Origin of the sequence: Nonomuraea turkmeniaca, from assembly GCF_005889735.1 — a bacterium.
Classification (GTDB): domain Bacteria; phylum Actinomycetota; class Actinomycetes; order Streptosporangiales; family Streptosporangiaceae; genus Nonomuraea; species Nonomuraea turkmeniaca.
In genome coordinates, this window is the sequence record NZ_VCKY01000267.1 from 1 (window position 1) to 13359 (window position 13359).

General features: G+C 69.8%; 14 protein-coding genes and 2 pseudogenes. 10 read left to right on the forward strand and 6 right to left on the reverse strand.

Going from position 1 to position 13359, the window contains the following annotated elements; all coding sequences use genetic code 11:
- The 3 genes and pseudogenes from ETD86_RS45990 to ETD86_RS59795 all read right to left on the reverse strand — a co-directional run.
- Positions 1–373, reverse strand: a 373-nt coding sequence (locus ETD86_RS45990) for an ATP-binding cassette domain-containing protein (RefSeq protein WP_138672943.1), incomplete at its 3' end; no start/stop codon positions are given.
- 80 nt (positions 374–453) lie between these two features.
- On the reverse strand, positions 454–1107 hold the full coding sequence (locus ETD86_RS58765; protein ID WP_246149297.1) for a response regulator: 654 nt from the start codon (positions 1105–1107) through the stop codon (positions 454–456).
- 624 nt (positions 1108–1731) lie between these two features.
- Positions 1732–2418, reverse strand: a pseudogene (locus tag ETD86_RS59795) (histidine kinase dimerization/phosphoacceptor domain-containing protein); the annotation flags it as partial.
- Positions 2419–2603: 185 nt separating this feature from the next.
- Here ETD86_RS59795 and ETD86_RS46000 point away from each other — a divergent pair.
- The 9 genes from ETD86_RS46000 (at position 2604) to ETD86_RS46040 (ending at position 9774) form a co-directional block, all read left to right on the forward strand.
- A complete protein-coding gene (locus tag ETD86_RS46000; RefSeq protein WP_138672945.1) occupies positions 2604–3767 on the forward strand; it encodes an acetoin utilization protein AcuC in 1164 nt (387 codons plus the stop codon).
- A 13-nt stretch (positions 3768–3780) separates the two neighbouring features.
- Positions 3781–4563, forward strand: a complete 783-nt coding sequence (locus tag ETD86_RS46005) for a phosphatase (RefSeq protein ID WP_138672946.1) — start codon at positions 3781–3783, stop codon at positions 4561–4563.
- A gap of 312 nt (positions 4564–4875) precedes the next feature.
- Entirely contained in the window at positions 4876–5079 is a 204-nt protein-coding gene (locus ETD86_RS46010) for a helix-turn-helix domain-containing protein (protein ID WP_026214222.1), read from the forward strand.
- 174 nt (positions 5080–5253) lie between these two features.
- A complete protein-coding gene (locus ETD86_RS46015) occupies positions 5254–5352 on the forward strand; it encodes a 30S ribosomal protein bS22 (RefSeq protein WP_018654693.1) in 99 nt (32 codons plus the stop codon).
- Positions 5353–5374: 22 nt separating this feature from the next.
- The gene (locus ETD86_RS46020) at positions 5375–6370 is read left to right on the forward strand and encodes an NAD-dependent epimerase/dehydratase family protein (RefSeq protein WP_138672947.1); all 996 of its coding nucleotides are present in this window, start codon (positions 5375–5377) and stop codon (positions 6368–6370) included.
- Positions 6367–7275 (forward strand): lysophospholipid acyltransferase family protein, encoded by a 909-nt coding sequence (locus ETD86_RS46025; protein WP_425465700.1) that lies wholly within the window; start codon positions 6367–6369, stop codon positions 7273–7275. Before ETD86_RS46020 ends, ETD86_RS46025 begins: the two co-directional genes overlap by 4 nt.
- Positions 7276–7343: 68 nt before the next feature.
- The gene (locus ETD86_RS46030; protein ID WP_138672948.1) at positions 7344–8129 is read left to right on the forward strand and encodes an SDR family NAD(P)-dependent oxidoreductase; all 786 of its coding nucleotides are present in this window, start codon (positions 7344–7346) and stop codon (positions 8127–8129) included.
- A gap of 59 nt (positions 8130–8188) precedes the next feature.
- On the forward strand, positions 8189–8767 hold the full coding sequence (locus ETD86_RS46035; RefSeq protein WP_138672949.1) for an RNA polymerase sigma factor: 579 nt from the start codon (positions 8189–8191) through the stop codon (positions 8765–8767).
- 2 nt (positions 8768–8769) lie between these two features.
- Positions 8770–9774 carry an LCP family protein gene (locus tag ETD86_RS46040; RefSeq protein WP_138672950.1) on the forward strand — a complete coding sequence of 335 codons (1005 nt, stop codon included), beginning with the start codon at positions 8770–8772 and terminating at the stop codon, positions 9772–9774.
- A 6-nt stretch (positions 9775–9780) separates the two neighbouring features.
- Here ETD86_RS46040 and ETD86_RS46045 read toward each other — a convergent pair whose 3' ends face one another.
- The 3 genes from ETD86_RS46045 to ETD86_RS46055 are packed head-to-tail and all read right to left on the reverse strand — an operon-like array spanning position 9781 to position 12047.
- The gene (locus ETD86_RS46045; RefSeq protein ID WP_138672951.1) at positions 9781–10656 is read right to left on the reverse strand and encodes an HAD family hydrolase; all 876 of its coding nucleotides are present in this window, start codon (positions 10654–10656) and stop codon (positions 9781–9783) included.
- 10 nt (positions 10657–10666) lie between these two features.
- Entirely contained in the window at positions 10667–11308 is a 642-nt protein-coding gene (locus tag ETD86_RS46050) for a DUF5667 domain-containing protein (RefSeq protein ID WP_138672952.1), read from the reverse strand.
- A gap of 52 nt (positions 11309–11360) precedes the next feature.
- Complete coding sequence (locus ETD86_RS46055; RefSeq protein WP_138672953.1) at positions 11361–12047, reverse strand: sigma-70 family RNA polymerase sigma factor; 687 nt, start codon at positions 12045–12047, stop codon at positions 11361–11363.
- 225 nt (positions 12048–12272) lie between these two features.
- On the opposite strand from ETD86_RS46055, the pseudogene ETD86_RS46060 reads away from it, so the two are divergent.
- A pseudogene (locus ETD86_RS46060) lies at positions 12273–13359 on the forward strand (hypothetical protein); the annotation flags it as partial.

A 13359-nucleotide genomic window follows, 5' to 3' on the forward strand; every position in this document is an offset into this window, starting at 1 on the left:
GCTTGGCCACCTCCGACAGCCCCACCATCTCCAGCACTTCGGTCACCCGGCTTGCCGGGATGCCGTTGCTCTGGGCGATGGCCAGCAGGTGGTTGCGGGCGCTGCGCCCGCCGTGCACGGCCTTGGCGTCCAGCAGGGCGCCCACCTTGTGTAAGGGGTGCCGAAGCGCGTGGTAAGGCCGTCCGGCCACGACCACGGAGCCGCCGGAGGGCCGGTCGAGGCCGAGGATCATGCGCATGGTCGTCGACTTGCCTGCCCCGTTGGGCCCGAGGAATCCGGTCACCTGACCGGGCTCGACGTCGAACGACAGGTCCGCCACCGCGACGGTGCCGCCGTAGCGCTTGCTCAGGTTCGTTGCTCGAATCGCGGTCATGATCCAAGGGTGCCGCCGCGGGCGGCCGGTTTCCTCATGCCGGGGGACCGTTCTTGGCGGAGGGCTGTAGGACCCTGGTCCTACTCTCCAGGGTGGATCAACGCCGCCTCATAGGCGACGATCACGGCCTGCGCCCGGTCCCTGACGCCGATCTTCGCGAACAGGCTCGTCACGTGGTTCTTGACGGTCGAGGGGGATACGGACAGGCCGGCGGCGATCTCCTGATTGGACCGGCCGCGGGCGATCAGGACGAGGATCTCCCGCTCCCTGTCCGTCAGCCCGGCCAGCCGGGCGGGCACCGCCCGCGGGCGGGAGGCGCGGACGAACGTGCCGATCAGCCTGGTCAGCAGGCGCGGGGCGACGGCCGACTCGCCGCGGTGCACCACGCGCACGCCCTCGATCAGCTCTTCGGGGGAGACGTCCTTGGGCAGGAAGCCGTCGGCGCCCGCCCTGAGGGCCGCGACCACGTTCTCGTCCAGGTCGAAGGTGCTCAGCGCGACCACCCTGACCGCGGGCAGCTCCGTCGTGATCAGCTCGGTGGCGCGCACGCCGTCCAGGGTCGGCATGTGCAGGTCCATCAGCACCACGTCGGGCGTGAGCCGCCTGCTCAGGTCCACCGCCTCCGCGCCGTCGGCGGCCTCGCCGACCACGCTCAGGTCGGGCTGGGCGTCGAGCATGAGCCTGAAGCCCTTGCGCACCAGCTCGTGGTCATCGACCAGCAGGACTCGGATCATGCTCGCTCCAGCGGGACTTGGATCATGCTCGCTCCAGGGGGATGCGGGCGTGCACGCGGAATCCGCCTTCTGGACGCGGGCCCGTGGACAGCTGGCCGCCGCATAATGCCACGCGCTCGGCCATGCCGCCGAGCCCGAACCCCGGCACGCCGTCCTGCGTCGCCGACTCATTTGCCGCACTCCGTGAGGCGGACTCGGTCGCCAGATGCCGTCGCCTGCCCATGGCCTCACTCCGTTCGGCGGCTCGGTCGCCACACGCCGCCGCCTTCCCCCGCTCTGGTCGCTCCGCTCCCGCCGCTCCTCCAGGCGACGGCGCTCCCTCGCCAGGCGATGGCGCTCCCTCGACAGGCCGTCGTCGATCACCTCGACCTCCACCGCGCCCGGCTCGTACGTCAGCCGCACGCTGGCCCTGCCGCTGACCGCGTGCTTGCGCGTGTTGGTCAGCGCCTCCTGCACGATGCGGTAGACGGCGTGGTCCACGGCCGCGGGCAGGTCGACGGGCTCGCCCGTCACGGTCAGGCTGGCGGGCAGCCCGGCCGACTTCGCCTCCTTGATCAGCGCGGGGAGCCGCTCCGCGCCCACCCCCGTCGCGGCGTCGGGGCCGTCCCCGCCGTCGGCCCTGAGCACGTCCAGCAGATGGCGCATCTCCGACATCGCCCGGCGGGCGGTCTGCTCGGCGCTCTCCAGCGCGTTCCTGGCCACCTCGTGCTCGGGCGGGAGCGTGGCCCGCGCGCCGCCGACCAGGGCGTTGATCACGGTGATGTGGTGGGCCACCACGTCGTGCAGCTCCCTGGCGATGCGGCGCCGCTCCGCACGGACGGCGGCTTCGGTGGCTTCGCGCCTGCTGCGCTCGTTGAGCTCGGTCCTCAGGCGGACGAGCTGCCCGACGCCCACTGATACGCCTATGGAGATCAACGCCGCCAGCCAGCCGCCCTGCGCCCGCCAGTACAGCTCCATGACCGTCGCGTAGGAGACGAAGCCCGCCGTCGTGATGATCGCGGTCCGGCGGCCGCTGGTGTAGCGGCCCACGCTGTAGAACGCGATGGCAGAGGGTGTGGTGGTGAAGGTCACGAACTGCGCCACAATGCTCACGCAGTCCAGCGCGGCCACCAGCGCGGCGGTCACCACGGGCCGGCGGCGTCGCATGAGCAGGGGCAGGACGCTCAGCTGGTAGAGCACCGCGCTCATCGGCGAAGCGAACGCCCCCTGGACGACCATGGCGGCGACGGCCAGGATCGTCGGGATGGAGAGCACGATCACCAGCGTCGTGTCGAAGACCCGGGGGCGTCGGAAGAACCGCACGATCTTCATAAAGGTTCGCGCCACGCGCACGCTGAGAACCCTAAATCACGTTTCCCCCCGATGAACCGGGCTACAACGAGGTGTCTGTCCTGCTGTAACGTCGGCGAAAAGCGAGGAAGTGCCGTCGCCTGACGACCGAGCCCGCCTCACGGGGTTAGGCCATGAACACGTCGGGGAGCACAGAGGGGTTGCACATGAGCCGGTCGGCACGGGTGATCTGGGACGACGCTCTCACCGCCTACAACTTCGGCCCCAGCCATCCGCTCGCCCCCGTCCGGGTGGAGCTCACCATGGCGTTGGCCCGCTCGCTCGGCGTCCTGGACAAGGTCGAGATGGCCGGCTGCGAGCCGGCGAGCGACGACGAGCTGGCCATGGTCCACAAGCGTGACTACATCGAGGGCGTCAAGCGGGTGTCCGCCTCGGGGCTGCCTGACCTGGGCTGCGGCCTCGGCACCGCCGACAACCCCGCGTTCAGGGGCGTGCACGAGGCCTCCGCGCTGATCGCCGGCGCCTCGCTGGCCGCCGCCCGCGCGGTCTGGGAGGGCACGGCCGAGCACGCGATCAACGTCGCCGGCGGGCTGCACCACGCCATGCCCTCCGCGGCCAGCGGCTTCTGCGTCTACAACGACCCCGCGCTGGCCATCGCCTGGTTGCTGGCCCAGGGGGCAGGCAAGATCGCGTACGTGGACGTGGACGTCCACCACGGCGACGGCGTGCAGGCGATGTTCTACGACGACCCTCGGGTCCTGACGATCAGCCTGCACGAGAGCCCGCGCACGTTGTTCCCCGGCACCGGGTTCCCCGAGGAGACCGGCGCCGGCGGCACCGCCGTCAACGTGGCGCTGCCCGCGGGCTGCGGCGACGCCGGCTGGCTGCGAGCCTTCCACGCGGTGGTGCCGCCGCTGCTGCACGAGTTCAGGCCCGACGTCCTGGTGACCCAGCACGGCTGCGACAGCCACGCGCTCGACCCGCTCGCCAACCTGATGCTGAGCGTGGACGGCCAGCGTGCCGCGTACGCCGCCCTGCACCGCCTGGCCCACGAGACGGCCGGCGGGCGGTGGATCGCCACGGGCGGCGGCGGATACGAGCTGGTCCAAGTAGTGCCGCGGGCGTGGACGCACCTCATCGCCGAGCTGGCCGGGCACCCCCTCGATCCGGCCACGCCGACCAGCCAGGAGTGGCGCACGCTCGTCAGGGAGCGTACGGGCGAGACAGCGCCGCTCACCATGACGGACGGCCGTAGCCCGGAATTTCATGACCTATCCGGTGGTTATGACCCAGCGGACCCCATTGACCGTGCGGTCATGGCGACCCGGAACGCGGTGTTCCCCCTGCACGGCCTCGACCCCATGCCCTAGCGAGGAAAGAGCTGTGCTGAGCCGCGACCAACTCCGCGAGCACCTCGTCCGCAGCCGCATTGCCGGCGATGTCGCGACCTCCCGTGAGAACAACCTCGACCACTACAGCTCGCTGGCCAACGGCGACGACTACTACATGCTGGGCCTGACGTTCGACCAGCCGTGGTCCTACCGCGACATCCTGGCGCTCATGGCCAAGTCCGCGGGCGTGGTCGCCGACCCCGGGCACCGCTGGGGCCAGGACACCATCGATCCCGACCTGACGATCGGCGCGATCGACGCGATGGCCGAGCGGGTCGCGGCGGTGTTGTCGCGGCCGAGCCCGCGCGTGCTCTTCGCCACCGGCCACCCGACCGGGTTGCTCGCCGTCCATCTGCCGCTGGCCGCGTTGTGCGCCGCGCACGGTGCCCGGCTGCTGACGCCGGGCGAGGGGTGGACCTACGCCGGGTCGGCCTTCGGCCGCCCGCGCCGGATCCGCTACCTGCAGGACATCGCGATGCTCGACGACAAGGGCGGCTTCGTGCACACCCACGACTCCGCGCCCATGCGGCACATGCTCGGCGAGCTCGACGGGGAGACGCCCGACCTGGTGATCGCCGACCACGGCTGGGCGGGAGCGGCCGGTGAGGCCGGCGTGCCGACGGTGGCGTTCGCCGACAGCAACGACCCGGGCCTGTTCGTCGGGGAGGCGGAAGGCAAGATTGACGTGGTCGTGCCACTCGACGACAATGTGCTACCTCGCTATTACGCTCCGCTGACCGACAGACTGGTCACTGGAGTCTCACGAGCCCTTTGAGTCGAATTCGGCCCTCCCGATACCGTCTTTTCGCGCCTGCATTCCAAGAGGCTCGCTGTCCCTTTGCCAACTTTTGATGGGGCTCCGGCGACTCTTATGTGTGGCAACTTGGACAGTTCCAACGTCCGAGTCAGGTGCTCGGCCCGGCTGCTGGCCAGCGATTTTGCTGGTTCGGCTGACACGTGGCTCCGTCCAGAGAGAAAATAGGGGGTTTGCGCACTCGGAGTCCCGACTTACGCTGACGGCAGTACACGTGCGTGAGCAATGGCACCAGTGGGGATAACCCGGAAACACGTGCGGAAGAGGCGTCCGATGGGTGCAGGCGAAAGACCTCTCAGCGAGGTGAAGTTCCTGACCGTCGCAGAAGTGGCGACGGTCATGAGGGTGTCCAAGATGACGGTGTACCGGCTCGTACACTCCGGCGAGCTCCCGGCCATCAGGGTAGGCCGGTCGTTCAGAGTGCCCGAGCAGGCCGTACACGACTATCTTCGGGAGGCCTACATCGAGGCAGGTTGACGTAGCGACGTGGATGGTCACGCCGTGAGTGCTGTCGCGGGAGAGGCCCGGCCGCGGCGAAACGCGGCCGGGCTCTCACCCCCCAAGGGGCGATCTACCGTGGATCGCCGGTAGTCTGTGAGCCGGTGTGCGCTCGCACTCCGATCAGACTTGCTACCAGCACCAGGGGGTCCCGTGGGCTCTGTTATCAAGAAGCGCCGCAAGCGGATGGCCAAGAAGAAGCACCGCAAGCTGCTCAAGAAGACGCGCATCCAGCGGCGTAACAAGAAGTAACCAACGCAGCTGCGAGGCGCTGATGACCCACACCGTGCTCGTCACCGGGGTCTCGCGCCACATCGGCGCCCGGGTGGCGAGCGTTCTTGCTGCGGACCCGGACATCAGCCGTGTCATAGGAGTCGACACCGTGCCGCCCCCCTCGTTGACGCGGGACGGCGGCATCTCTCTTGGCCGGACGGAGTTCGTCCGGGTGGATCTGCGCAGCCCCGACATCGCTCAGGTGATCGCGGCTGCGGACATCGACACCGTTGTGCACATGAGCCTGGTCAGCGCTCCCTCGCGGAGCGGTGGCAGGGCTGCCATGAAGGAGCACAACGTCATCGGCACCATGCAGCTGCTCGGCGCCTGCCAGAGGTCGGCGATCGTGCGGCGCGTGGTGGTCCGCTCCACTACGGCCGTCTACGGCTCGTCTCCACGGGATCCCGCGGTGTTCACCGAGGACCTGGAGCCGCATGACGGCCCCAGCCACGGCTATGCCAAGGACGCGGTGGAGGTCGAGGGTTACGTACGCGGCTTCGCCCGGCGTCGGCCCGACGTGACGGTGTCTCTGCTGCGCTTCGCCAACTTCATGGGTCCAGGCGTGGACTCGCCGCTGACGCGTTATTTCACCCAGCCGGTGTTGCCGACCGTGTTCGGCTTCGACCCACGGCTGCAGTTCGTCCACGAGGACGACGCGGTCGAGGTGTTGCGCCGGATGGCGACCGAGGATCACCCCGGCACGTACAACGTGGCCGGGGCCGGCGTGTTGCTGCTGTCGCAGTGCGCCAGGCGGGCGGGGCGGGTGTCGCTGCCGCTGCCATCGCCCGCGTTCAAGCTGCTGGGCAACAGCGCGCGCAGGATCGGGCTGGTCGAGTACTCACCCGAGCAGCTCAGGCTGATGAGCCATGGCCGTGCTGTCGACACCTCCAGGCTGGAGGCCGAGCTCGGCTGGAAGCCCAAGTTCACGACGGGGGCGGCCTATGACGACTTCTTGCGTTCGCGTGGCCTGCACCCGTTCGGAGGTGTGCCGAGTTGAGCGTTTCCAGCGAAGAGGGCGACGCGCGCGTGATCCCGATCAGCGCTGCCCCGTCCTTCGAGCAGCCGGAGCCTGAGCCGCTGGCCAAGCTCCTGTCCTTCCTCCGCAGGCGCGTCAGCGGCGACTACGAGGTCGACGAGTTCGGCTACGACGCCGAGCTGACGGACAAGATCTTCCTGGAGCTGGTCAGGCCGCTCTACAACCACTGGTTCAGGGTGGAGACGGTCCAGTTGAAGAACGTGCCCGAGGAGGGCGGCGCGCTGGTCGTCGCCAACCACTCCGGCACGCTACCGGTCGACGCGCTGATGCTCCAGGTGGCCATGCACGACGACGTGGGCAGGCCGCTGCGGCTGCTCGGCGCCGATTTGGTCTACCAGCTGCCGCTGCTCAGCCACGTGGCCCGCAAGACCGGCCACACGCTGGCCTGCCGCGAGGACGCGGACCGCCTGCTGCGCAAGGGTGAGCTGGTCGGGGTGTTCCCCGAGGGCTTCAAGGGCGTCGGCAAGCCGTTCACCGAGCGCTACAAGCTGCAGCGGTTCGGCCGCGGCGGGTTCGTGGCGTCGGCCATCCGCGCCGGAGTGCCGATCCTGCCCACCGCGATCGTGGGCGCCGAGGAGATCTACCCGAAGATCGGGGATCTGAAGTTCCTGGCCAGGACGCTCGGGGTGCCCTACCTGCCGATCACGCCGTTCTTCCCGCTGCTCGGGCCGCTCGGGTTGGTGCCGCTGCCGTCCAAGTGGATGATCGAGTTCGGCGAGCCGATCCGCACCGACGAGTTCGAGCCGTCGGCGGCCGACGACCCGATGCTGGTGTTCAACCTCACAGACCACGTACGCGAGGTGATCCAGCAGCTGCTCAACGAGCTGCGGCTGCGCAGAGGGCACGCCTTCCCGCCGTTCCTCTAGTGCAACCGGCGGGGCGTCCCCGGTGTTCTCTGAGCGATTCGCCGTTGAACACCGAAGGGGACAACCTCATGGATCTCGAGCTTTCCGGCCGCGTCGCCGTCGTGACGGGCGCGTCCAAGGGCATCGGCCTCGCCGTCGCCCGCACGCTGGCCGACGAGGGCGCGTACGTGGTCGCCGCCTCCCGTACGCCGGTCGACGCCAAAGCGACGCACGTCGCGGTCGACCTCATGGACCCGCAGGCGCCGGCGCGGGTCATCGCGCGCGCGGTGGAGGAGTACGGCGGCGTGGACATCCTCGTCAACAACGCCGGCGGGCCGCCGCCCGGGGTGACGTTGCCGCGGGTCGGGTTCATGACGCCCGGCGATGCGGACTGGCAGGCGATGTTCGAGTTCAACCTGTTCTCGGCCGTACGCATGATCCGCGCCGCCGTGCCCGTCATGATCGAACGGGGTGGCGGCTCGATCGTCAACATCTCCAGCGGCTCGGCCCGGCAGCCCGGCGCCATGAACGTCGACTACGGCGCGGCCAAGGCAGCGCTCAACCACGTCGGCAAGGCCGTGTCGGAGGAGTTCGGCGCGCAGGGCATCCGGGTCAACACGATCTCGCCCGGGCCCGTGCTCACCCACTGGTGGACCAAGGAGGGCGGGGCCGCCGAGGTCATCGGCGGCATGGCCGGGGCCTCCAAGGAGGACATCGTCGCCCGGGTCGCGCCTGACATGATGAAGCTGGTCACCGGGCGTCTGGTGCACCCGCAGGAGATCGCGGACATGGTCGCCCTGCTGGCCTCGCCGCGGTCGGCCAGCACGACGGGCGCCGAGTTCGCCATCGACGGAGGCTTCCTCAAGGAGCTGTGAACCTTTGTGGCGGGTTGTGGCAAGACATCGGTGACCGATCCCCCTACAGAAGGGCGGAGATGATCCTGCAAGCCGCCACCCGGGGTGCGGACTCGGAGCTCGTATGCGCTTCGTGGACCGATCCCGAGGTGTTCGCTGAGTTATTCGACCGCTACTCCGCCATGCTCTACCGGTACGTCTCCAAACGGCTCGGTCCCGAGCCCGCGGAAGACCTCGTCGGTGAGACGTTCCTGGTCGCCTTCTCCCGCAGGAAGAGCTACGACCTGGCGTACGAAGACGCCCGTCCGTGGCTCTTCGGCATCCTCACCAAGCTCATCTCGCGGCATCACCGCAAGGAGGCCGCCCGCTACCGCGCCCTCCTGCGCGCCCCTGTCGACTCCGACATCGAGTCGCCCGCCGACCGGGTGGCCGCCGGCGTGACCGCTCAGGCCGTACGCGCCGAGCTGGCCGGCGCCTTGGCGGCCCTGCCCGCCAAGGACCGTGACGTCCTGCTGCTGATCGCCTGGGGCGATCTCACGTACGAGGAGGTCGCGCAGGCGCTCGGCATCCCCGTCGGAACCGTGCGCTCCCGCCTCAACAGGGGCAGGCGGAAGGTACGTGCCGCGCTCGGCGACGCCAACCCCATGGAGGAGGAGTGACGATGGACGACCTGAAGCTGCTCCGCGACCTCGGCGGGGAGCTGGAGCACGATCCGCCCGCGACGCTCGCCCGCCAGCGGGACCGCCTGCTGCGGGGCGGCCGGCCGCGGCGCCTGTGGGCGACCTGGTGGACCGCCGGGCTCGTGGCCGCCGCCACGGCCACCGCGGTCGCCGTGCCCACCGTGCTGATCGCCGACAGGCACACCGCCACGCCCCCCGCCGGGTCGCAGGCCGTGGACATGAGCGGCACCCGCAACGTGCTGGTGATCGGGTCGGACACGCGGGAGGGCGAGGGCAACGCCCGCTACGGCCCTCAGATGACCGCCGCGGGGAAACGGTCCGACACGATCATCATCGTGCACCTGCCGGCCGACCGGAGCCGGGCCACGGCCGTCAGCGTGCCGCGCGACTCGATGGTGACGATCCCCGCATGCTCGGGGCACCCGGGCCGAAAGGACATGATCAATGCGGCGTACAACGCGGGTGGGGCGTCCTGCCTGAGGAAGACGCTGGAGAAGCTGACCGGGCTGCCCATCCAGCACACGGTGGAGGTGGACTTCGCGGGCTTCAAGGGCATCGTGGATGCGCTTGGAGGCGTGGAGGTCACCGTGGCGAAGCCGGTGGACGACCCCAAGGCCAAGCTGAAGCTGCCGGCCGGCAAGCAGGTGCTCAACGGGGAGGCGGCGCTCGGCTACGCTCGGCTGCGCTATCACGGCGACGGTTCCGACATCGGCCGGATCAGGCGTCAGCACCAGCTCGTGTTCGCCATGCTCAAGAAGTCCATGACGATGCTGAACGATCCGGCTCGGCTCAAGTCCTTGCTCGGGGAGGTGCGCAAGTCGGTCAAGACCGATTTGAACCTGGAGTCCATGTACGAGCTGGCCACGGAGCTTTCGGAGACCAAGCTGGGCTTCGTCACGATTCCGTGGGAGCCGTATGCCGAGGACAAGAATCGCCTCCAGTGGAAACAACCGGAGGCGGCCAAGCTCTTCAAGTCCCTGAAGTAACGCCGGTCAGCGTTGGGTGCGGTAGTGGCGGCGGAGGGCGACGGCGGCGGCGACTCCGCCGGCGACGGCGCCCACGCCGGCCGCGATGGGCAGGGCCGTCAGGGTCGCCCTGCGGCCGGTGCGGAAGTCCTTGATGGGCCAGTCGTGTCTCCTGGCGTGCTCCCGCAGCTCACTGTCCGGGTTGATGGCCACCGCCTGCCCGACCAGCGACAACAGGGGCAGGTCGTTGGCCGAGTCGCTGTAGGCGGTGCACCGGGTCAGGTCGAGGCCTTCGCGGCGGGCCAGCGCCCGGACCGCCTCGGCCTTGGCCGGGCCGTGGAGGAGGTCGCCGACGAGCCGCCCGGTGTAGATGCCGTTGCTGGTCTCGGCCACCGTCCCGAGCGCCCCTGTCAGGCCGAGGCGTTGCGCGATGACCCTGGCCAGCTCCACGGGCGTGGCGGTGACCAGCCAGACGCGCTGACCGGCGTCGAGGTGGCCCTGGGCGAGCGCCCGGGTGCCGCCCCAGATGCGGTCGGCCATGACCTCGTCGTAGATCTCCTCGCCGAGGCGTACGACGTCGTCGACCTTGGCGCCGGCCACGAACGCCAGCGCGGTCTCCCGCGCCACCGCGATGTGCTCAGGGTTCTCGTTGCCCCGCAGCCGGAACACCGCCTGCCCCACCGCGAACTTGAACAGGTCGGACGTGGTGAACATGCCGCGGGTGGCCAGCCCTCTGGCGAAGTGGTAGATGGAGGCGCCGCGCATCATCGTGTTGTCGACGTCGAAGAAGGCCGCCGCCTGGAGGTCCGGCTCGACCGGTGCGACGGTGACAGCCGCCTCTGCCGCGGCCTCGCCGGCGGCCCGGGGCTCCACCTCGTGTTGTCGTCGAATTAGCCGCCACATGGGCCTCAGCTTACTGTGGGGCGGCCAGCCCCTCGATGTAGTGCAGATAGCCTTCCGCCTGGGTCTGCTGGTCCTCGCTGAGCCGCGGGAGCATCGGCCCGACGACGCCCCTCTGGTCGCGCGCGAACTTCTCGATCTTCGGTGAGCGCGGCTCGGCCCGTTCCAGCCTGCTGATGCCCGACCGCGTGGACCTCTCCATCTCTTCGAGCGTCTCGCCGACCAGCGGGGGGTTGTCGGACGAGCCGAGCAGGGTGGCGACCTCCTTGGCGCGGGTCTTGGCCGAGTCCAGCTCCCGCTCGCCGCGTTCGGCGTCGTCGGCGCTGAGGCGTACGAGCGTGCTCTCGGCGGCGCGCTTGAGCGGGTAGAGCGAGTCACCCGGCACCGCCTGGTACGTGGCGAACGCCGAGACCATCATGGCCGCCGCCAGACCGAACGTGGCCAGATGGGACAGCAGCGGCCGCCTGCGCGCCGGGCGGCGGCGCGCGTGCTTGGGTGCGGCAGAGTGTGCCCGCTCCGCTGCGAGGGCGCCCGAGAGCAGCTCCGCGCGCAGCCGGGCGCGGAAGTCCGGCTCCGGCGCGCCGCCGATCGGCAGCCGTCGCAGCTCCGCGAGGTGCTCGAGCACGCGTTCCCGCCGCCTGCGCGCCCTACTCATGGCAGCTCCCTATGGCCTTGACACCTGCCTAACGAGGGGTGGACGGGGGAGGTTACGCCAGGTCGTGTTTGAGCGCCCGGGCGAGCGCGCGTACGGCACGGAACTGCAGCGCTTTGATCGCTCCACTCTTCTTCCCCATGATCAGCGCGGTTTCCGCGAGCGAGAGGCCGTGCAGGAAGCGCAGGACCACGCATTCCTGCTGTTCGGGATTGAGGTCCCGGACGGCACGCAGCATCCGGTCGTTGATGATGGCCGTGACCACGGCGTTCTCCGGGATGTGGGAGCCGTCCAGCGGAACGTCGAGGATCTCCCCGGTGGGGATCTCGAGCCGGTACCGCCCCGATTTGAAGTGATCGGCCACCAGGTTCCTGGCGATGGTCACGAGCCAAGCGCCGAAGTCCCGGCCCTGCCAGGTGAAGTCGGCGATCCTGCGGAGCGCCCGCAGGAAGGTCTCGCTGGTCAGGTCCTCGGCGAGCTGGTGGGAGCCGACACGGAAGTAGATGTAGCGGTAGACCAGGTCCACGTAGCGGTCATAGAGCGTGCCAAAAGACTCCGTGCATCCGTTCTTGGCGTGCATCACGAGCGTGCGCACGTCGTCCGGCACGCGTTCGTCCCCGCCTGCGTCGCCGGGCACCCGTCCGGCGCCGGGCGCCTCTGGGCGCACGGCGAGCTCGCCCGTCGGGGCAGGTCCAGCGACCGCTGGCGCGAGCAGCCCGGCGAACGGCGACGAGTCAGGCATCCGGTATCCCTAGGGGTAAGGGGTGCGGCGTGCTCGAACACTCTAGAAATCAACCGGAAATTCCACAATCCGCTGAGTGCATGCATGACTAGGTGTAATCGGCGGATACCGTGTAGGCGCGCAGTCCCCTACCTGCTGTGAACCGGTCAACCCGGCTCACCTGTCGTACCCGTTCCGTCATCGGCTACCGGCTGGGAGGCATCCTCCGGCAGCATTGGAGTCACCATGGAGATCCTCGTTGCTGTCATAGGTCTTGCCGGTGCGCTCCTCGCCGCCTTCGCGGCCGGTGCGTTGATCAGACGGTTGCGCGACGAGCCCGAGGGGTGGTTGATCGCCTGGGCGGTCGCGGCCGTGGCGCTGTGCCTGTCACTGGGCGTGATCGCCGTCGGCTACCTCATGGGGTTCGGGCCGGTCACGTTCCGGATCTATCAGGTGACGGGGTCGATGCTGGCGCCGATCTGGCTCGCGATCGGCATGATCCAGCTGCTGGCCGAGCGGGTGCCGCCGCGGTTCCTCGCGTGGTTGATGGGCATCGCGCTGACCATCGTCGCGGGCACGATCATGATCTTCGACCCGCTCAAGACGACCGAGATGGGCAAGACACTGCCCGCGGGATCGGCCGTCTGGGGTCTTGTCCCCGGCTATCTGCTGATCGGCGTGCACGCGATCTCGGTGCTGATCATGCTGGCCATGCTCGTGGTCGCGGCGCTCAAGTGGCGCAGCGGCGACGAGTACGACACCGACAACCTGCACGCGTCCCTGGTCATCGTCCCGTCGGGGATCGCGCTCGTCGGCGCGCTGAGGTTCACGGTGCCGCCGCTGTTCACCACGGCCCTGCTGGCCGTGGCCGGGGCGGCGATCTGGTACGTCGTGCTGCGGCCGCTGGCGCCGTACGAGGACGACGACGAGGACGACTTCGACGACAAGCGAGGAGACCTTGTGAAGCAGCCGATGCCGGCCGGCGAGCGTGGCCAGCGAGGGCGCGGGGCCATGCCCGAGCCCGTGCCGGCCGCGGACCTGCCGCAGGCCCCGCCGCGCAGGCCGGCCGGGCTGGGTGATCTGGTGGCCGAGTACCGGGCGGGGGACCAGCAGGTCGACTACGCCGCCCGCATGGCGCCCCCGTCGGCCGCCGGCCCCGCCACCGGTTACATCATGAACGGCGCCCCGCACCAGCAACAGGACATGCCGCCGCAGCGCCCGGATCAGGGCATGCCGCTCCAGCGCGCGGACTATTCGATGCCGCCCGGCCCGCCGCCGTCGGGTCCGGCCACGGGGATGCTCTACACCGGCTCCGACCTGTTCTCGCCCGCCC

What these genes read in the sequence shown, in the direction of transcription:
- ETD86_RS58765 (WP_246149297.1), bottom strand. Translation starts at nt 1,107, where the DNA reads ATGATCCGAGTCCTGCTGGTCGATGACCACGAGCTGGTGCGCAAGGGC.
- ETD86_RS46000 (WP_138672945.1), top strand. Translation starts at nt 2,604, where the DNA reads ATGAGCCGGTCGGCACGGGTGATCTGGGACGACGCTCTCACCGCCTAC.
- ETD86_RS46010 (WP_026214222.1), top strand. Translation starts at nt 4,876, where the DNA reads ATGGGTGCAGGCGAAAGACCTCTCAGCGAGGTGAAGTTCCTGACCGTC.
- ETD86_RS46020 (WP_138672947.1), top strand. Translation starts at nt 5,375, where the DNA reads ATGACCCACACCGTGCTCGTCACCGGGGTCTCGCGCCACATCGGCGCC.
- ETD86_RS46030 (WP_138672948.1), top strand. Translation starts at nt 7,344, where the DNA reads ATGGATCTCGAGCTTTCCGGCCGCGTCGCCGTCGTGACGGGCGCGTCC.
- ETD86_RS46035 (WP_138672949.1), top strand. Translation starts at nt 8,189, where the DNA reads ATGATCCTGCAAGCCGCCACCCGGGGTGCGGACTCGGAGCTCGTATGC.
- ETD86_RS46040 (WP_138672950.1), top strand. Translation starts at nt 8,770, where the DNA reads ATGGACGACCTGAAGCTGCTCCGCGACCTCGGCGGGGAGCTGGAGCAC.
- ETD86_RS46045 (WP_138672951.1), bottom strand. Translation starts at nt 10,656, where the DNA reads ATGTGGCGGCTAATTCGACGACAACACGAGGTGGAGCCCCGGGCCGCC.
- ETD86_RS46050 (WP_138672952.1), bottom strand. Translation starts at nt 11,308, where the DNA reads ATGAGTAGGGCGCGCAGGCGGCGGGAACGCGTGCTCGAGCACCTCGCG.
- ETD86_RS46055 (WP_138672953.1), bottom strand. Translation starts at nt 12,047, where the DNA reads ATGCCTGACTCGTCGCCGTTCGCCGGGCTGCTCGCGCCAGCGGTCGCT.